At 59.3% G+C, this 19,435-nt stretch carries 12 protein-coding genes; 4 read left to right on the forward strand and 8 right to left on the reverse strand.

The genetic code is table 11. The features are described 5' to 3' along the window. Window positions 1-116 precede the first annotated feature (116 nt). The 3 genes from EAV92_RS13500 to EAV92_RS13510 all read left to right on the forward strand — a co-directional run bounded on the left by EAV92_RS13500 (window position 117) and on the right by EAV92_RS13510 (window position 3,837). Window positions 117-2,246: a sensor histidine kinase gene (locus tag EAV92_RS13500; RefSeq protein WP_123041586.1), complete on the forward strand. Its 2,130-nt coding sequence runs from the start codon at window positions 117-119 to the stop codon at window positions 2,244-2,246. Beyond that, entirely contained in the window at window positions 2,200-2,874 is a 675-nt protein-coding gene (locus tag EAV92_RS13505; protein ID WP_123041587.1) for a response regulator, read from the forward strand. Before EAV92_RS13500 ends, EAV92_RS13505 begins: the two co-directional genes overlap by 47 nt. A 288-nt stretch (window positions 2,875-3,162) precedes the next feature. Continuing rightward, the gene (locus tag EAV92_RS13510) at window positions 3,163-3,837 is read left to right on the forward strand and encodes a DNA-binding response regulator (protein WP_164472770.1); all 675 of its coding nucleotides are present in this window, start codon (window positions 3,163-3,165) and stop codon (window positions 3,835-3,837) included. A 292-nt stretch (window positions 3,838-4,129) separates the two neighbouring features. On the opposite strand, the gene EAV92_RS13515 is transcribed toward EAV92_RS13510, so the two are convergent. The 5 genes from EAV92_RS13515 to EAV92_RS13535 all read right to left on the reverse strand — a co-directional run bounded on the left by EAV92_RS13515 (window position 4,130) and on the right by EAV92_RS13535 (window position 11,343). After that, window positions 4,130-4,561 carry an SRPBCC family protein gene (locus EAV92_RS13515; protein ID WP_123041589.1) on the reverse strand — a complete coding sequence of 144 codons (432 nt, stop codon included), beginning with the start codon at window positions 4,559-4,561 and terminating at the stop codon, window positions 4,130-4,132. A 21-nt stretch (window positions 4,562-4,582) separates the two neighbouring features. Then, window positions 4,583-8,173 carry a glycoside hydrolase family 44 protein gene (locus EAV92_RS13520; RefSeq protein WP_164472771.1) on the reverse strand — a complete coding sequence of 1,197 codons (3,591 nt, stop codon included), beginning with the start codon at window positions 8,171-8,173 and terminating at the stop codon, window positions 4,583-4,585. Window positions 8,174-8,396: 223 nt separating this feature from the next. Then, window positions 8,397-9,377: an aldo/keto reductase gene (locus EAV92_RS13525; RefSeq protein ID WP_123041591.1), complete on the reverse strand. Its 981-nt coding sequence runs from the start codon at window positions 9,375-9,377 to the stop codon at window positions 8,397-8,399. Window positions 9,378-9,458: 81 nt separating this feature from the next. Beyond that, complete coding sequence (locus EAV92_RS13530; RefSeq protein ID WP_123041592.1) at window positions 9,459-10,442, reverse strand: aldo/keto reductase; 984 nt, start codon at window positions 10,440-10,442, stop codon at window positions 9,459-9,461. Window positions 10,443-10,446: 4 nt separating this feature from the next. Next, the gene (locus EAV92_RS13535; RefSeq protein ID WP_123041593.1) at window positions 10,447-11,343 is read right to left on the reverse strand and encodes an NAD(P)-dependent oxidoreductase; all 897 of its coding nucleotides are present in this window, start codon (window positions 11,341-11,343) and stop codon (window positions 10,447-10,449) included. Window positions 11,344-11,435: 92 nt separating this feature from the next. On the opposite strand from EAV92_RS13535, the gene EAV92_RS13540 reads away from it, so the two are divergent. After that, on the forward strand, window positions 11,436-12,434 hold the full coding sequence (locus EAV92_RS13540; RefSeq protein WP_123041594.1) for an aldo/keto reductase: 999 nt from the start codon (window positions 11,436-11,438) through the stop codon (window positions 12,432-12,434). A 64-nt stretch (window positions 12,435-12,498) separates the two neighbouring features. Here the strand turns inward: EAV92_RS13540 and EAV92_RS13545 are convergent, their stop codons facing one another. The 3 genes from EAV92_RS13545 to EAV92_RS13555 form a co-directional block, all read right to left on the reverse strand. Continuing rightward, the gene (locus EAV92_RS13545; protein WP_123041595.1) at window positions 12,499-14,910 is read right to left on the reverse strand and encodes a glycoside hydrolase family 31 protein; all 2,412 of its coding nucleotides are present in this window, start codon (window positions 14,908-14,910) and stop codon (window positions 12,499-12,501) included. 165 nt (window positions 14,911-15,075) lie between these two features. Then, the gene (locus EAV92_RS13550) at window positions 15,076-17,835 is read right to left on the reverse strand and encodes a discoidin domain-containing protein (RefSeq protein WP_123041596.1); all 2,760 of its coding nucleotides are present in this window, start codon (window positions 17,833-17,835) and stop codon (window positions 15,076-15,078) included. 92 nt (window positions 17,836-17,927) lie between these two features. After that, a complete protein-coding gene (locus tag EAV92_RS13555; RefSeq protein WP_123041597.1) occupies window positions 17,928-19,376 on the reverse strand; it encodes an ABC transporter substrate-binding protein in 1,449 nt (482 codons plus the stop codon). Window positions 19,377-19,435: the final 59 nt, after the last annotated feature.

Below are 19,435 nucleotides of genomic sequence, written 5' to 3' on the forward strand. Positions count from 1 at the left end.
TCCCGCAGCAAGGGATGCCGTCCCGGACAGACGGGAAGTCGCGCGGGAATCTTCCCGAGACCGGCTCCCGATTCCGAAAGTCCGTGCTATACTAGGGAAAACTTGCCATTGCGGGGATGTGGGTCCCTATCGATTCGGTTTCCAAAGCCTTACCTGCGCGCAAAGCGTTGCTCGTATTCCTCCATACGGCATGGTGGGCGGCTTTCGCGGTATCCGCCGCGGTCTCCTTCTACAGCCATTGGCGGGGAATCGGCATGTACGACTCGACCTGTGGTGACGCGATGGCTTGCGCCAATTATTTTCAATTGACCTCGCGGCAGCTGCATCAGCTCGAATCTTTCGGGATGACCTCCGAGCTGTACGGCGGTTTGACGGTCATTTTGCTGTTCATTCAAAATCTTTCGTCCTGGATGGTCGGATTCGTCCTCTATCGTTACGGTTGGAAGGATGCCTACTGCGTCATCGCGTCCATGATGCTGGTCGTCACCGGCACCATGTTCAGTACGGACGACGTTGTGCTGCAAGGCGATCCTATGCTCCTGCTGCTCATGCAAATCAACGTCATGATCGGCATCTTCTATCCTTTTCTGATGTTTTTCCTGCCGGAAGGAAGATTCGTGCCCCGGTGGATGGCCTATCCCGCGTGGATCACGATCGTTCTGGCGATGACGAATGTGTTTTTCCCGGAAAACGGGTGGAACTTTTTGAACTGGAATCCTTACTTGAAAGAGTCCATCGGATTTTTGCTGCATGTGCTCATTCTCGTCTCCCAGGGCTACCGATACTTCCACGGTGCCTCCAGCGAACAAAAACGGCAGATTGTTTGGTTGGTCGGAAGCTTGACCGCGTTCGTCGCGGGCACGACGCTCGGTTTGGCTCCTCCGCCGCAGCATGGCATCCTCAGACTCGCCGTGCAGGTACTGCTCTACACGGGACTTCTGTTTGCCCCGATTTCCGTCGGCGTGATGGTGTTGGAACTCCGGCTGCGCCGGATGTCGGTCGCGTTTAACCGGACTCTCGTGTTTTTCGTGCTCAGCGTTATGAGCATCGCTTTTTATGCGCTGCTGGTCGGCGTGCTGGGGATATTCCTGCAATTCAAAAGCAACACCCTCGCCTCCCTCATCGCAATCGGTCTCGTGGCCGTATTCCTTCAACCGCTGCGCGATCGAATCCAAAAGCAGATCAACTTGCTCGTGTATGGGGAAAGGGACAATCCCTATCAAATTTTGTCCGGCTTGACGCGGCGGCTGGAAGGCTCGTTGACCCGCCGTACCCTGCTTGGCGCCGTCGTCGAAACGGTTGCCGCGGCCTTCCGCCTCCCTTATGCTTCGATCGAAATCCATGGGGTTCACGGAACGGAAACGCTGGCTTCCTACGGACAAGAGACTGCGGCGGCCAGCCGCCTCCCGCTGAAGGTGACGGGAGAGACGGTTGGCTGGCTCGTGCTGGGGATTCCCGATTTCCGGGACGTCATTCCGCCGAAGCAGCTTCCGCTCCTCGAAGATCTGCTGCGGCAAGTGAGCATCGCGGTTCAAGCGGTGCGGTTGACCGAAGAATTGCATCGTTCCCGAGAACGGCTGGTGAACGCGCGCGAGGAAGAGCGGCGGCGGTTGCGCCGCGATTTGCACGACGGGCTGGGTTCAACGATCGCCAGCCTGATGCTGAGGACGGAAGAAGCGAATCAGCTGCATGACGAGGATCCCCCCCGATCCAAGCAGGCCCTTGTAACGATGAAGCGGCAGATGAAAGAAATCATCGTCGACATCCGCAGGTTAGTGTACGCGCTGCGCCCGCCGGCGTTGGACGAATTCGGTCTGGCTTTCGCGCTGGAGGAGCTTGCAGGCTCTTATCAAGACCCATCCTTGAGCGTCCGGTTGTTCCTGCCGGATGGCGATCTGAAATACCACGCCGCCGTGGAGGTGGCCGTTTACCGGATCGTGCAGGAAGCGCTGACCAACGTTTCGCGTCATTCAAAGGCTCGTTCATCCGAAGTTCGGCTCTCTAACCGCGGGGACACGCTGCATCTTACGATTCAAGATGACGGCACGGGTTTGCCCGCCGACTTGTCGCCCGGCATGGGCATTCGTTCCATGAAAGAGCGGGCGGAGGAATTGGGCGGCGTATGCATGCTGAGTTCGGAAGCCGGAGCCGGTACGCGCATCGAGATTCGATTGCCGCTGGAAGAAGGGAGTGGGGAACATGAGCAGACCGTCCAAGGAGACGCTGCGCATTCTTTTGGCGGATGATCATCCGATGTTCCGCGAAGGGCTGTTGTCTGCCCTGCGGCATCATGAAGAATTCGAGGTCGTCGGCGAAGCCGGCGGCGGCCGGGAAGCCGTGGAGCTGGCCGAATCGCTCCAGCCGGACGTCATCCTGATGGACGTCGGCATGCCGGAAATGAACGGAATTACGGCGACACGGACGATCGTGAACGCGCATCCGCATATCCACGTGCTCATCCTGACGATGTTCGACGACGACGCGTCCGTCTTCTCCGCGATGAAGGCCGGCGCGCTGGGCTACCTGCTCAAAGGCTCCGACAAAGAGGACATCCTCCGGGCCATCGTCGCGGCGGGCAACGGCGAAGCGATTTTCAGTCCCTCCATCGCCCGTAAAATGATGTACTACTTCAAAACGATCACCCGCAAGCCCCACGTCGCCGACTTGTTCCCCAAGCTTACGGAACGGGAACAGGAGGTGCTGGAGCTGATCGCGGACGGTTTATCGAACGAAGAGATCGCGCGGAAATTGGACATCACGATTAAAACCGTCCGCAACAACGTTTCGAACCTGCTCAACAAGCTCCAGGTCACGGACCGCGCCCAAGCCATCCTGCTCGCCAAGGAGGCGGGCTTGGGGCATTCGGAGGGGTGAGGGGCGCTCGCCGCAGTTCGATTTTGCACACTTGGAGAGGTTATTCATAAGCCTTCTTCTGAAAATCCCTGATTAGTTGTGCATTATCGAATTGCAGCCCTCCGTTCGCGCACTTTTCACCGTGCAGTTGTGCAAAATCGAATTGCGCTGCGAATCGCCCCAAAATTGTCCTTTCCTAGTATGGCAATGCGTGATAGGATGATCGTAAATATGACACGCGCAAAGCATGCGCCGATTCCGGATAATTCCCGGGACGGCGCTTTTTTGCGTTCAAGGAGGCCAACGGTTGTGGGTACTCAGTTTAAGATGGCGCATCAACAGTGGATTGCGAAACATGTAAACGCTCGGCGCGGCGAAGCCCGCAGAAGGTTGATAGACGGCCATGCGCATGCGGAACAGGCGATGGCTGAAAAAGTTTGGTGGCCGGCTTTCGGACATTTCGATCATCTGCATCCCGAGTATGAAGTTGTGGATTTTTTCGGCGGAAAACGATATGTGGACTTCGCCTATATCCGGGGCGGTCTTTATATCGCGATAGAGGTAGACCCTTTCGGCACTCATTACGGCAGGCTGGACCGCAGACAGTACAGTAACCAATGGGTGCGGCAAATGCATTTGTTCAACGATGGTTGGCTATTCATTCGCATCAGCTACGACGATATCCTCGAACGCCCTCGCCTCTGGCAGCAATTGTTGCAGCAAATGGTCGGACGATTGTTCGGGGACCCCGGACTCCGCTATGACCTGTCCGCGAGCGAAAGAGATATCCTTCGTTTGGCTTCCCGTTTGGACCGCCCCATCAAACTGGCGGATGTCCGCACCCTGCTCGATTGCGCCTACGATTCCGCGCGGAAACCGATCACGAGCCTGGTAGACAAAAAGTGGCTGATCCCGGTAGGAAAGGGAACTTCCCGCGTGCATGCGTGGCGCTTGGACGAAGCCCGCAAACTTCCGCCGATGTGATGCCAGTCGACTACCCGAGGAAGAGTCTCTCCAATTCGATTTTGCACACTTACAGAAGCGCTGAAGTTGAAAGTCTCTCTCCAATTCGATTTCGCACACTTACAAGCCAATTTTTCCGTCGCCCGCACCAAAATGAGCTTCCAGTTGTGCAAAAACGAACTACAGCAACATTTCCTCGCCAGACGGCGCTGTAAGTGGGCAAAATAGAACTGCGCGTGCGGGAGATATGGAGGTAGGTTGATTCGCACAAACAAAAAGCCGACGGAACCGAGTTCCGCCGGCTTTCTTCCTATCAAGCGCCTTCGCACAGCTGCTTCAGCGCATGCAGTTCTTCTCCCGCGAGGCGCTGCCTCGCTCCGGCCGTCCACCTGCTGATCACTTTGGTGACCGGGTTTCGGCCCCGCAGCTCCGCCGTCATCTGAACCAGCGTGCCGGACTGGAGCGTCACGAGCCTGTACGTGGATTCAATGTCGAACATATGGTCCGACAACCGATAGCGGAAAATGTTCGGCTCCTCCACGGACAGATTCAATCCCCGGAAGCACAGCGTCTTCCCGCCTTCCTTCTGCACCTGAACGAAGGATGCTCCCGGCGCGGTGCAGGAAGCTCCGCCGTCGTACCGGATGTTGAACGCGTTCTGGATCCACTGCACCCGGTAGTCCGGGTCCACGAGACGTTCGAACACCTTCTCGACCGGCGCTTCAATGGCGACATGCGCAATCATCGGATGCTTCGATCTCCTTTCTTACGGCAGCACGATCAGCGTCGCGGATTTCGCGGGCAGCCGGACGTTCAAACCGTCCTCGCCGCCTTGCACCGTGCCGGCAGCCGCCAGGCGATGCTTCGCGTCGAACCGGTAAACTTGCCCCTCGTCGGACAGATCGAGGTCCGCTTTGACGCTCGCCATGCGCGGCGCGGTATCTTTGTTGAACAGCAAAACGTATTTCTTGCCCGTCTTCGAGACGATGGCGTAGGTTCCGACCGCGTCCCCGTTCGAGCTGGAGGCGCCGACGACGTCGCCTTCGATTTTGCTGCCTTTGCCGTCATAATCCAGATAGAGCTTAAACGCGTCTTCCAGCGGAGTGCCGCCGGGCAGCGCACCCCAGCGCATCGCGTAATCGACGCCTTCCCGTGCGAAAATCGCGAGCGCTTCCGCCTGAGCCAAACCGCTGCCGATCCCGCTTCCGTCGCCGAAGTTGTACTCCGAGATCGACAACTTCGTGCCCGGCGCGTTCCGCGCGATGAGGTCCCTCATGCGGGGGAGCAGCATGACCGGCTCTTGGATCCAGGAAGACGGATCCGCGAAATTCGGGTCATAGAGCGACTTCAGCGAGTTCAGCCTGCGCTTCGTCATCGCCGGAGACTCGTCGCTCGAGAACGGCACGTTGTTTTCCGCCGGATAATAGTGGATGTCCAGCACGTCGACCAATCTTACGCCGGTCCGCTGCCGATACTCCTCCACCTTGCCCAAGTACCATTCCAGATAAGGCTTTCCGTCGTGCGCTTCCATGTCGGTCCCGGGCGAGCAGCCGTCTTTCGCGGAGTAGAAGTACTCGCACCAGCCCCACGGAACCGGTCCGAAAATTTCCGCCCGCGGGTCCGCCTGCTTGATCGCCTTGGCATAGTCGGACGTATAATTCCAGACCTCGTCATACGTCGTCATTTCGGGATGGACGTCCCAGTGGGAATGCGGCCACAGCATCGGTTCGTTGTCGAGCGCGTACTTGTGCACGTAGGAACCGAACGTTTGCTGCAGATGCGCGATCCAATCCGTGATAAATGACGTCCCGACCTGCTTCGACGTATCCTCGGGATCGTTGCCCGTCACGTAGCTGCCGTCCTTCGTCTTGCCCGTGCCTGCATCCGGACGGCACCAAGCTTCTTGCCAATCGCATTCGTTGCCGGATTGCTCGCCGTACTTATCGATCGAGAAGCTCCAGCTGATGTCCCGGCTTTTCGGCGTCCAACCGATCGTCGGCACTTGGAGCAGCACGTCGGTGCCTTTCGTTTTGGAATCCACGATGAACCGATCCGACAGCGAGCCGTTCGGCAGCGCGGAAGGATCATCGTTGTCGTTCGGAATGTTGAGGAAGTACCAGTCGCCGCCGCGGTTCGTCGTATCCAACTGCCAGTTGTACCGGGTCATCTGGTTGCCGCCCCAGCGTTTGATCGGGAACGTCATCGTCGAAGCGTCTTCGGAGGGCATATCTTCGAAATTGACGCCGAAAATGCCCGGGCTAAGCGCGCGTTTGGCACCGCCGGCGTCGATCGTGACATTCACGGCCGGCACCTCGGGGTCGGGCAGGTTGACCGGTTCGGTCGTACGGAGCCACTTCACGTCATCGACGTAAACCGTTCCTTGGTCTTGTTCGCCCCATGCCGACAAAACGATTCCGTCGAAGTTCAGCTCGCTCAAACCGAGATCTGCGAATTTCAGCTTCACTTCGGTCCATTTGCCTGCCGGTATCCCTTGCGGGAGCCAATCGTCCAAATTGAACTCGCCCGCGAAATTGCGGCCGTCCATCATGTTCACGCGCAGATGCTGGCCGCCTTTCGTTCCCCCATGAAGCTTAAGCGTCAAACCATAATAACCGTGCAAGTCCATCACGGTCGTGTCCCGATGGATCCAGATTCCTTCGTAACCTTTGGCCCGGAACGAAATCGAGCGGTCACCCGAGGCTGCCGGAGCGGCGTTGTCGAAGTCGCTCGTCCCCCAGCTCCAGTTCGAGTACCCATCCGCCAGTCTGTCGCCGTACGCGGTTTCCGGCTCAACAGCCGCTACCTGAACGTGCATGGATGCGGAGCTGTCTTCGAACTTGGCTGAGATTTTGGCCATCCCGCTGCCTTTCGCTTGCAGCTTCCCTTTCGCGTCCACGGAAACGACCGTAGGATCGCTGGACGTCCATTGCGCGCTTGCGGTGACGTCCTTCGCCGAGCCGTCGCTGTAGCGGGCTTCGTAGGACAAGGACGAAACGTCTCCGGCCGCCAGCACCATGCCATACTGGGACAAAACGCCTTCCTTCAGGGTCGGAGGCGCGACGTATTTCTCCAGCAAGCGGATATCGTCGAGATATACGTTGCCTTGTTCGCCGTCCGTCAAACCGCGGAACAGCAGAGCGTCGAAAATGCCGTTTTCGATGTTCATCTGCGTCAAATCAACGCTCACTTTCGCCCACTCGCCGGCCGGGATCTCCCCTCCAGCCAACAGGCTGCCGATGTTTACCCTGCCCGCAGGAGCGCCGCCGGAATTGAACACGAGCTCCAACTGCTGACCTCCGGAAACGCCGCCATGTACCCAGAACTCGAGCGTGTCGTAATCTTTGACATTCACCGGACCGCCGTCGCGGTACAGGTATAATCCGCCTTCACCGCTAGGATTCATGCGGATAGCAGACTCTCCGGCATGTACGGTCGATGTCTCCGTCAGGTCATGATCCGCCCAGCTGTAGTCCCGGAAATCTTCATGCAAAGTATCTCCGTAGATCGTAACGCCGGGCCGATCGTCGGCGGAGCCTCCCTGCGGAACGGCGCTCGGGTCCGCCACCGTAACCGGCACGCTGATCTTCATGCCGCCGAACTCTGCGTCGATTGACGTTTTGCCCGCGCTCACCGCGGTGACCATCCCGTTTTGCACGACCGCGACGTCCGAATTTCGGGAGCTCCAGGAAACGCCTTGCTCGATCGGTGTCCTTGAACCATCGGAGAAGACGGTCGCAGCCGACAGCGTCACGCGGTCTTCCGGCAGCAGGCTAAGAGGCGAAGGCGTTACCTCCAGGCCGACTTTAACCGTTTCGCGAACGAATGCGATATCGTCCAGCAGCACGTCGGCTTGCTCGCCGCCCGTCGTTCCCCGAACGAGAATCCCGTCCACGATACCGCCCGCGATGTCGAGTTCCGCCAAGTTGATCCGAACCGGCTGCCACCCGCCTTGCGGGGGACTCAGCGCCTGACTGGCCACCGGCTGCCCGCCGGATTGCAGCACGACCTCCAACCGCTGGCCGCTTGCGCTGCCCCCGTTCATCCAAAACTCCAACACCGGATAATCCGCGACGGACATGATTCTATCTTTGTAAAAATAAAGCCCATCGTCCCCGTTCGGCTTCAGCCGAATCGCGTTGACTCCTCCATGCGGCGCCGACCGGTCGGCCATGTCGTGATCCGCCCAGCTGTAATCGGCGAATTCCCCGCTTAATCCGTCGTCGTAGACGGTCAACCGCACCGGCTGGTCCGCCGCCCGGGCGACATCCGCCTCGCCGATCCCACCCGCCAGAATGGACGTTGCCGCTGCCGCCGCCGCGATCGCGGACAGCCATTTTTTTAACTTTTTACGTTTCAATTTGCTGCCTCCCCTGGTTCGACTGCCTAAAAATATAGCACCTGCGAATACGAGTCCGACATTATACAAAAGTATACTTTTGCGATTTCTACCCCTATTTTCCGGACCAGCCGCTCCCGCGGCAAGGGACTTCATCCCGGCCTTCCGGGAAGTTTACCGGGAACTCTGCAAAACAAAAACCCGCGACTCCGAGGAGTCACGGGTTTCTTCGTCGATTCGATCTTTACCAAGCGTACGCGTTCGGCGCGGATCCGCCCGGTCCCGGGAAGATCTCGTCGATGCGGCCGAGCGTTGCTTCGTCGAGCTTCAATTCCACGGCCTTCAGGCTGCGCTCGAATTGGGCCTGCGTGCGGCAGCCGATGATCGGCGCCGTCACCGCCGGCTGGTGCAGCAGCCAAGCGAGCGCGACGATGTCCTCGGTCTCGCCGAGCTCGGCCGCCAGCTTCGCGAACGCTTCGAGCTGCGGACGGAGCTTCTCGATCCTCGCTTTGTCGCCGCCGCTTCTGCGTCCCGCGTCCGGCTTCAGCGCCGTGCCGCCCAGCATGCCGCCGTCCAGCGGACTCCAAGGGATGACGCCCAAGCCGAGCGCCTGCGAGGCCGGAAGCACTTCAAGCTCCGGCAAGCGGCACAGCAGGTTGTATTTGTGCTGCTCCGACACGAGACCGAGGTGGCCTCTCGCCTTGGCTTCGCCTTGCGCGACGGCGATGTCCCAGCCCGCGAAGTTGCTGGAGCCGACATAGCCGATCTTGCCTTGCTGCTGCGCGATTTCGAATGCGCCCCACAGCTCTTCCCAGACGACCGAACGGTCGACGTGGTGCATCTGGTACAGCTCGATATGATCCGTCTGCATCCGGCGCAGGGAGCCTTCGAGATGGCGGCGGATCTTGTAGGCGGACAAGCCTTCCTTGCGGTTCGGGCCGTCCAGCGGATCGTGCATGTCGCCGTACATTTTGGTCGCGATGACCGTCTTCTCGCGGCGTCCGCCGCCCTGCGCGAACCAGCGGCCGATGATTTCCTCGGTTTTGCCGGCGTTCTCGCCCCAGCCGTATACGTTCGCGGTATCGAAGAAGTTAATGCCCGCATCCAGCGCAGCGTCCATGATGCGGAACGCTTCCTGCTCCTCGGTGTCCACCCCGAAATTCATCGTGCCCAGGCACAGCCGGCTGACCCGCAGGCCCGAACGTCCCAATTTGGTGTACTCCATCTTCTTCATCCTCTCCTTGCATCCCATGAAAATGCTTACCTACCTATCATAGCAAATCGCTGCGATGAGATAAACACGCGTTCAGCGCAATCCTCCGAGAATGGGGTGCGGCACGTACGGCTCTTCGAGCTTCGCGATCTCTTCGGGCGTGAGTTTCACCGACAGAGCCGCCACCGCGTCGTCCAGATGGTGCGGCTTGGTCGCGCCGATGATCGGAGCGGTGACGGGCTGCTTTTGCAGCACCCACGCGAGCGCGACTTGAGCCCGGGGGATGCCGCGTTCCGCCGCGATTTCGGCCACCCGTTCCACGACCTTGCGGTCTGCCGCCGCCGTAGCCGTATAAAGCGTTTTGCCGAATTCGTCCGTTTCCGAGCGGTAGCTTTGCTCCTCCCAATCGCGCGTCAACCGCCCCCGGGCAAGCGGGCTCCACGGAATCACGCCGATCTTCTCCGCTTCGCACAACGGCAGCATCTCCCGTTCTTCTTCGCGGTACAGCAGGTTCAAATAGTTCTGCATCGTGACGAACCGCGTCCAGCCGTTCTTTTCCGCCACATGGAGCGCTTTGAGGAATTGCCAGGCGTACATGGAAGAAGCCCCTATGTAAAGCGCCTTACCGGCTTTCACGACGTCATGCAGCGCCTCCATCGTTTCCTGGATCGGCGTTTGCGGGTCCCAGCGATGGATCTGGTACAGATCGACGTAATCAGTACCGAGCCTTCTCAGGCTTGCATCGATCTCCTGCATGATCGCTTTGCGAGACAGCCCCGCCCCGTTCGGTCCCGGCCGCATCCGGCCCTGAACCTTCGTCGCGATGACGATCTCGTCGCGTCGCGCGAAATCTTTCAAAGCCCTTCCGACGATCTCTTCACTCGTCCCGTCCGAGTAGACGTTGGCGGTGTCGAAGAAATTGATGCCGAGCTCCAGTGCCTTCTTGATAAAAGGCCGGCTCTGTTCTTCGTTCAGCGACCAAGGATGCGGGCCCCGCTCCGGGACGCCGTAGCTCATGCAGCCAAGGCACAGGCGGGACACTTCCGCTCCCGTAGAGCCGAGTTTCACGTAATCCATCCGTTTAGTCCTCCTTCGCCGCCGGCCCCATACCGGCCATTTCTTTTAGCTGCAAGTAAACCGAGGCCAAATCCAGCTCGCCTTTTCCGTTCGCGTTGGCCGCCAGGTAAGTATTCAGCACCGTGGAAACGACGGGAAGCGGAAGGTTACGGCGAACCGCTTCATCCGCCGCCAGCTTTAAATCCTTGGTCATTAATTTGAGCGCGAACGCGGGAGGGAACTCCTCTTGCAGCAGCATGCCTTTCTTCGCCTGGAACAGCGGCGCGTTCACGGCGGACTCGGAAATCAAAGCGGCTACCTTCCCCTGATCCAGCCCCAATCCCGAGGCCATCACGAGCGCCTCCGAGATGCCTTGCATCACCATCGCCAGAAGCGAGTTGATGACGAGTTTGGCGGCGCTTCCGTCCCCAGCGCCTCCGAAATGGATCGTCGTTTTCCCCAGCACGTCGAATATCGGCCGGCAGCGTTCCACCACGTCCGCCTCCCCGCCGGCGAGGATGATGAGCTGCCCTTCTTGGGCCGGCTTGACCGAGCCCGACACCGGGGCGTCCAGGAAATCCCCTCCGCGCTCCCGGACCATTGCGGCGAACCCTCGCGTTTCCGCGGGACCGATCGTACTCATGTTGACGACGGTTTTGCCGTTCAGCTCCGCGGATAGAATGCCGTCCGGCAGGACCAGGAGCCGTTCGACGGCCGCCGCGTCGGCAACCATCGTGACGACGACGTCCGACCGCTCCGCCGCTTCGCGGGGCGACTGGGCCGCCGTCGCTCCGGCCTCGATCAAAGGCGCGGCCTTCTCCATGGAACGATTGTAAACGTGCACCCGATACCCCGCCCGGAGCAAATTCGCCGCCATCGGCGTGCCCATGGCGCCTAACCCGATCCAACCTACCGTTTGCATGGCCGAACCCTCCTTTAAATGAAGCCCGTGTTCCGTTACGGTATAATCATAGAAAAAGCGGCATTCAAAAACAAATCGGCAGGAGGAGAAACATGGAATACGTCTATCTGGGAAGAACGGGGCTGCAGGTGTCGCGCTTCTGCTTAGGCACGATGACTTACGGGGACTGGGATTTGGATGAGAAAACGTCTCTGGCGGTCATCGACCGGGTATTGGACGCGGGCATCAACTTTCTCGACACGGCGGATACATACGGGAAAGGCACCAGCGAAGAAATCATCGGCAAAGCGATCCAAGGCCGCAGGGACCGCGTCATCGTCGCCACCAAATTCAAGGTGCGCACGGCGGAAGGACCGAACGGCGAAGGCGCGAGCCGCCATCGCATCATGCGGCAGGTCGAAGCCAGCCTGAAACGGCTGAACACCGACTACATCGACCTGTACCAGGTGCATCGGCCGGATCCGCATACGCCGCTGGACGAGACGCTGCGGGCGCTCGACGATCTCGTCGCGCAAGGCAAGGTCCGCTACGTCGGCTGCTCCAACTTCGAAGCGTGGAGAATCGTCGAATCGCTCTGGGTCAGCGACAAAATGAACCTCGAACGGTTCGTCACCAACCAGCCCTCTTACAGCATTTTCAACCGTTACGTCGAGCAGGAGATTTTGCCGGCTTGCGAGCGGCACGGGCTGGCGACGATGGCCTATTCCCCGATGGACGGGGGCTGGCTCTCCGGCAAATACCGGCTCGGGCAGCCGATGCCGTCCGACTCGCGCGGGGAAAGAATGGATCCGGATGCTCCGGGAAACCGGGCGAAGCTGGAGAAGGTGGAGCAGCTCGCATTATGGGCCGAATCCAGAGGGTTGAAGCTCGGGCAGTTCGCGCTGGCGTGGCTGTTGCATCGTCCGGGTGTCATTCCGGTCGTCGGCATCCGAAACGAAAGACAGCTCGCCGACAACCTGAGCGCTCTCGACGTCAAATTGACGGAAGAAGATTTCCGTCAAGTGGATCTCGTATCGCCGAGTCCTTATAAAGACTTTTCTCAAGACGGCAGCTTCTGGTTCCAGGAACCGCGGGCCTACCGATTCAAGTAACGATGAAAACAGCCGCCTACCGATCCAAGATCGGCAGGCGGCTGTTTTCCGTCCTAACGCAAAATTATCGCAATTGCATCCGGAACGCTCCCGTCTTCCTCAACCCAAGCCAGAGCTCCCTTTTCGTCTCGTCGTACGTCCACTCACCGTCTTCCGCAGCGCCGGACAGTTCCACGGAGGCGGGTTTGCGCGCCATGTGCTTCACGACGACCTGCAGCGGCTTACCGCCATCCTCCAACTCGTCATGCAGAGAGTTCGCCGTAAGCGTTGCTCCCTCGCCGCTCTCCTCCCAGGCGAACTCCAGCAGCCGATAAGCCCCTTCGCGATAAGCGAACGTTTTCCCGTCATCCTCGAACAGACGGAAGCGGCTCGCGCCTGAAGCGCCGGCGTACACCTCCAGCGTCAACTCCCCGTTACCGACCTCGTCGGCGAACTGGCCACCCGCTTCCTTCACGGGAATGATCGCTCCCGCTTTCACGAACAGCGGCATCGACTCCAGCGGCGCTTCCGCCAACACATGTCTTCCTCCCGCGTACCGTTCACCCGTCCGGTGATCGTACCACACGCCTTCGGGCAGATAGACCGCCCTCGCCGTCACGCCGGGACGGCACACCGGCGCCGCCAGCAGGAATTCTCCAACCAGGAACTGGTCGCTCAAGTTCGTGACCAGAGGATCCCCCGGATATTCGAGCAGCAACGGTCTTAGAACCGGGAGCCCGGACGCGGAGGCCTCATAGAAGAGAGAGTAGAGGTATGGCATCAGCCGGTACCGAAACCGGATGTACTCGCGGCAAATCGCTTCCACCTGCTCCCCGAACCTCCACGGCTCCTGGCGGGAGGTATCGATCGCGCTGTGGTTCCGGCAGAACGGGAACAGCGCCCCCATTTGCGTCCAGCGGGCGAGCAGCTCCCCTGAGGAATGGTGCGAGAAGCCGCCGATGTCGGCGCCGGCGAACGCCACGCCGGACAATCCCAGATTCAGCACCATCGGGATGCTCATCTCCAGGTGCTCCCAATAGCTGCGGTTGTCCCCCGTCCACACCGCGGCATACCGCTGAATGCCTGCGTAACCGGCGCGCGTGAGCACGAACGGCCGCTCGCCGCCGAGCCCCCGGGCCATGCCCTCGTAGGTCGCCTTGGACATCAGCATCCCGTACAGGTTGTGCAGCTCCCCGTGGGTTTTCGGGCGGCCGTTGTTGCGGTGAACGACGTCGAGGTCCATCGTTTTGGTCGTGTCGTTAAACACCGAAGGCTCGTTCATGTCGTTCCAGATGCCCGATATGCCGTGGTCGATATAGAATCGGTGCAAGTCCCCCCACCATTCGGCGGCGCGATCGTCGGTATAGTCCGTGAAGGCGCTCGGCCCGGGCCAGACGTTGCCGATGAACAGGTCCCCCTCCAGTTTCTTGCAGAAATAGCCCTCGGCAACGCCCTCTTGATAGACGGCATAATTCGGGTCCTTCTTCACCCCGGGGTCGACGATCGGCACGATGCGGAAGCCCATCTCCGCCAGCTCCGCCGTCATCGCCTTCGGATCCGGAAACCGCTCCGGGTCCCAGGTGAACACCCGGTACTCGTCCATATAGTGAATGTCCAAATAAATGACGTCGCACGGGATGCCTTTGCTCCGGAACGTGCGGGCGAGCTCCAGCACTTCCTCTTGGTCCATGTAGCTGTACCTCGACTGTTGATAACCGAGCGCCCAACGCGGCGGCATCGCGGTTCGCCCGGTCAGGTCGGTGTAACGGGACACGACGTCCTTCAGCCCCGGGCCGTCCACGAGGTACAAGTCCATGGCCCCGCTGTCCGCTGCGATCGAATAAGCATCCGCGCGGCTCCGCATATCGAACGTCGTTTTACCCGGGTTGTCGAGGAACACCCCGCTCGCCCTGCCTCCCTTGCGGAAATGGACCAAAAAGGGGATCGATTGGTACAGCGCGTCGATATCCGGCACGTGAGGCTCGTAAACGTCGCTGTTCCACATCCGGTAGCTCTCGCCCTTTTTATCGAAAAACCCCGTCTTCTCTCCCAATCCGTAATAGTGGGAGTCCGCTTCGGCGCGGACGGTAAGGGTGATGCGCTCCCTCTCCCATGACCACTCCGCTTCGCCGAGCAAGCGGTCTCCTCTCGCATCCCTGACGACCAGCGACGAATTTTCTTTATGAAGCGACAAGCGGAACGATCCCGCCTGCATGTCGTACCCCGTTTCCGTCTCCTGTACCTCAGCCTCCATCGGAACGCCGGGAGACGCCAACACCGCGGGCGTGGTCTCCCAATCCGGCATGGCCGAGAAAAACAGCTTTACCCGGAGGATCCCCTCTCCCGCCAAACGGAAAGCCAAATTGGCTCTTTCCCCGAATACGAGTATTTCTTGCTCCGTCCGTTCCACGCGCCGAATGCGCCCGATACGCCGGCCGGCAATTCGGTCCGAGCCAGGCCGGTTCTGTTCCGGATGGATGGCTTCGCTGGTCAGCATGTCTGTTCACCTCGAAATTTCGATAGGATGCCACCATCATATAAGACGGGCATGTCCGAAACGAGGTCCATTTCTATGTTTTTCATGTGCATTACGATGTTGTAGCCGAAACGGCCCCTGTCCGTCACTACCGTGACGAAACGGGGGCCATCTTGTTCATTGCGGTTACGGACCGTAAACCTCGAACTCCGAAATTTGCGCGGCTGGCCATGCCGTATTGCCGGTCACCGTAATACGGACATACCGCAGCTTCGCGGCCGAGGGCAGCGGGATTTCCACGCGGTTATCCGCCGCAGGATCGAAGGCGTAGGCTTTCGGCGGCAGAATGGACGTGAACGTCTCGCCGTCCGAGCTTCCCCATACTTCGATTTCCTGGTCGCGTTTCTCCCAAGCGTCCTGCGGCACGAGACGCAGCACCGCTTTCGAGATTTCCGCAGCCTCGCCGAGATCCAGCGTGAGCGATTGCGGGAACTTCTTGTTCGTGCTTTCCCAATACGTGAACGGATCCCCATCGTTCGCTTTCTTCGCGTCAAACGCTTCCGCCGTCGCCGAGGTGGATCGAATCTCTTTGCCAAGTGCCAGGTTCGTCTGCAGCTTCACTTTTTTGAACGGCGTGCCTTTCACGGCCGAGGGTTGATCGGAGCCGGTCAACTCGACGTAACCGACCTTGCGGTCCAGGATACTCGCGATGTAGTCGAATTGCGCGAAATCGCCCTCTTCAACGACGGGCAGTTCCGCGATTTTCGTACCGTTCGCTTCATAAGCGGACGCTACCGCATGGCTCCACTTCGCGCCCTTCTTCATCCGGAGCGTCGTGTCGGAACCGAATGGCTGATACACGCGGATGCGATCGCCGCTCCGGACCTCCACGAGGTCATGCTCGCCGGGATCCAGATCGAAACCGTTATAGCGGGCATAATTGCCGGCCCGCACGCCGCCGTCCTTGGCTTCGATGTCGAATCCGCCGGGGGACAACGTGATCTCTCCGTTCAGGACATAAGGCTCCTTCGCGTTCCAGTTCGCGGTGACCATACGGTGGTCTCCGAAGGAAGTGCGCGTCACGCCGGGCGCGATCTCCTCGAATCCTGTGACCAACTGATCGACGTAGCCGGACAGCACCTCTTTCTGGAAGACGCCGGTCACGTCCAGCCACGGATTCGAGACGCCGTTGTACAGATCGGCGCTCAGGTTGTAGCCCATGGCGACATTCCAGCGCAGCATCTCCTGGCTGTCCGTCATCGTTTCCGCCGCCAAGTCATGCTGGTAGAGCATGACCTTATCTCGAGCCAGCATGCCGATCATCGGATAGTACTCCGTATAGCTGGCCGTATTTTTACGGTAGTCCAGCAGGTCCCACAAATAGTTCGTGCCCATGAATCCGACCGTGTCCCCCGCGAGAACGTCGATTCCGTCTTCGGTGTACATCCGGTTTTTCAAAGATGCGAAATAGTCGCGGACGCCTTGGAAGTAAGCGGTTGTCGGGGTCGTGCCGGCGGGAATGTCTTTGTTATAGACGGCCGGCGCGTTGCGGATGCCCCACTGGTCTTCGAAAATGCCGTCGAAGCCCGCACCCTTTAGCAGTTTGTCATGTTCCTGCGCGATCCGTTCGCGGACGAACGGCTGGTTCGGATCCACGACGTAGCCGCTGTGCGGTCCATAGTCTTCTTTGTTGATCGTCCCGTTTTTCAGGACGGTCACGATGTCTTCCAGCGTCTTTCCCTGCGGCAGTTTCCCGAGCGTGGGCGAGTTTACGCCCCACCAGGAGAAGTTCGTGTACGGCACGACTTTGAACCCTTTGTCGTGCGCGTCCTTCACGAACGCCTGCATGTCGGCCTCGCTGCCCCACTTCGAATCCGCGGGCAGGAAGTCCGGATAATTCTCGTCGTGCCCGCCGGTTTGGAAGCCGACGAGATGAAGTACGCCCGGATATGTCAGCCGGTCTGCGTAACCGGTCTTCAGCACGTTCCAATTGGCGTCCTTCAAAGCGGAAATATCCATCTTGTAGAACGGGAGCGCGGCATACGCCGAGAGCTCTTTGCCCAGCTTGTCTTTCAGGCTCTTACCGTCGCGGATCCCGTTCATTTCGCCATATCGACGGATCGAATCGGAATAATCCCCTCCGACCTCGAGCACGACCTGCGGCGTCGTCCATTCCGCGTCCGGAGCGATCGACACGGCGTAATTATGGACGAGCGCGGTTTTGCCCGGATCCTTCACCTGGTTTTTGAAGCCGAGATTCGCCGTCTCTACCTTGTCTCCGTGCACGTCGTAGAGAGCGAGTTGGCCCTCATCCGTGCGCAAGGCAACGTAGGAAGCGAACATGACGCCGGGGTACTGGCCTTCATACGAATTGCTTTCCTTGAAGAACGCGTCCTTCAGCTTCGCGCCCGGCAGCATCGGAAGCAAGCCGTCCTTGACTTGGCCGGCGTCCGCCTTCAGCTCGTAAGGAAACTGGAACGATTCCACCGTTTTCCCCGTGCCGTTCGACACTTTCGCGGACATCCGGATCAACCCGTCCTTGGCGAAAGACACTGTCGCCTCCACGCGAAGAGGACCCCCGTAATGAAGCACGAGCTTCTTCGAGCGGTTGTTCCAATCGTAAGAGAAATCCGGCGCTTTGGCGCCGTTCCAAAACGCTTCGTTGCCCGAAAACGCCCACCACAGCGCGCTTTCCCGGTTGCCGAGCGAAAGGTCCAGGCCGGTCTGCTTATCCCGAATGTACCGGATGCCTCCGTTCGCCGTACTGAAGGCGATCTCGTAACGGTCCCCGCCGACGACGATCCGGTCATCTTCTTTCGCGAACTTGACCGCGCTGCCCGACACGACCGCCGGGTATCCCCAAATGATCGCGGCCGCGATCAACACGACCAATCCGGCGCCTATCCCGATCCACCGATTCCGGCGGTTCATTCGGCTTGTCGCCATTCCGCGCTGCCTCCTCTCTGCTTTTACGGCTTTTAAAAATCCGGTCCCGCCAAGGCAGGACCGGATCAGATGAAACTGGATCGGTGATCGAATTACAGCTTAATCGTGTCGTAGAACTTCGCCTGTACCGTTTTCGCGGCGTCGTCCAACAATTTCTTCGGATCGGAACCCTTCTTGGAGAATACTTCTTGAATGATGTTGGTCATTGCGGCGTAGTAGTCTTGCGTGTTGTACTGCGCTTCCGGCTTGCCGTCCAGCAGGTTGATCGCGTCTGCGTTGTAAACGTACACGTTGTCATGCTTCGCGTAGACGTCCCGTACTTTCTTGCCGTATTCGGAATCGTCCTTGAAGTACTGGATGACCGGAGGAACGAAGTATTTGTTGTCTTTCTTGCGGGCCGCGATGTTCGCTTCCAACGATTCCAGGCCTTTGTCGGAGAAGTAGTCGAACACGGCGTAGTTGAATGCCATTTGCTGTTCGTCTTTGGAAGCGTTCGGGTTGATGACGAGGAAGTCGCCGCCGAGCACGCCCGTATGCTTGCCGCCTGCTTGCGCCGCCGGCATCGGGAACACGAGCACGTCTTCCGGCTTCATCCCGCCTTGGTTCAGCGCTTGGTCGACCGGACCGTCCGGACCCGCGATGACCATCGCCGTGCGTCCTTGAGCGAACGCGCCGACCGCGTCGCCCCAGCCGAGCGCCCAGTCTTGCGGGATCGAGTTGGCTTCCCATTTGAGCTTCTGATAGAATTGGAGCGCCTTCACGCCGGAGTCGGAGTTGAACGCTGCCGTGACTTTGCCGTCCGCCACGTTCTGGATTTCGCCGCCCGCTTCGAACAGGAAGTTGGTCCAGTTCCAGCCGGATTCGTTGCCTTTGCCCATCGGCGCGATGCCGGAGATGCCTTTGCCCGGATCGGCGACCGCTTTGGCCGTGTTCAGCATGTCGTCCCACGTCCAATCGTACGAAGGAACCGCCACGCCTTTATCCGTCAGCATTTTCTTGTTGACGACGGTGCCGGTGACATAGCCTTGTTGGGCGAGACCGTACACTTTGCCGTCGATGACGAATTGGTTTTGCAGAATCGGGTTCATTTGGTCTTTGAACTCGTAGTTGTTGAACAGATCGGTAATGTCGGCTGCCCAGCCCTTTTCGGCGAGGAACTTGCCTTCCGTCGCATACGTGTTGAACAGCGTCGGCGCTTCGTTAGCGCCCATCTTGATCCCGATTTCGTTCGGGTTGTATTGCCAGTCGCTTTTCACGATCGTGACGTTCGGATACTTCTCGTTGAAGCGCTTGATCTTGTCGTCTTCCAGCGCCCGTCTTTCGACTTGGTCCGGCGTCGGATAGTAAATGCTGATCGTGATCTTCTTGGAAGAGATGTCGTCCGAAGGCGCTGCGCTGTCGGTGGAAGCCGGTGCGGAGGATGCCGGTTCGGAGCTTTGCGATGCGGACGGCGAACTGGTGTTGTCGCTCTTCCCGCCGCAGGCAGCCAGGATGAGGCTGAACGCCATCAAGCAAGCTGCGATCGAAGTGAACTTACGCATGTCTGGTTACTCCCCTTCTGAGTCGTTATTTTTGATTACACGCTCATCATAATGGAGGC

The organism is Cohnella candidum, from assembly GCF_003713065.1.
In the GTDB taxonomy this organism is placed as follows: Bacteria; Bacillota; Bacilli; order Paenibacillales; family Paenibacillaceae; genus Cohnella; species Cohnella candidum.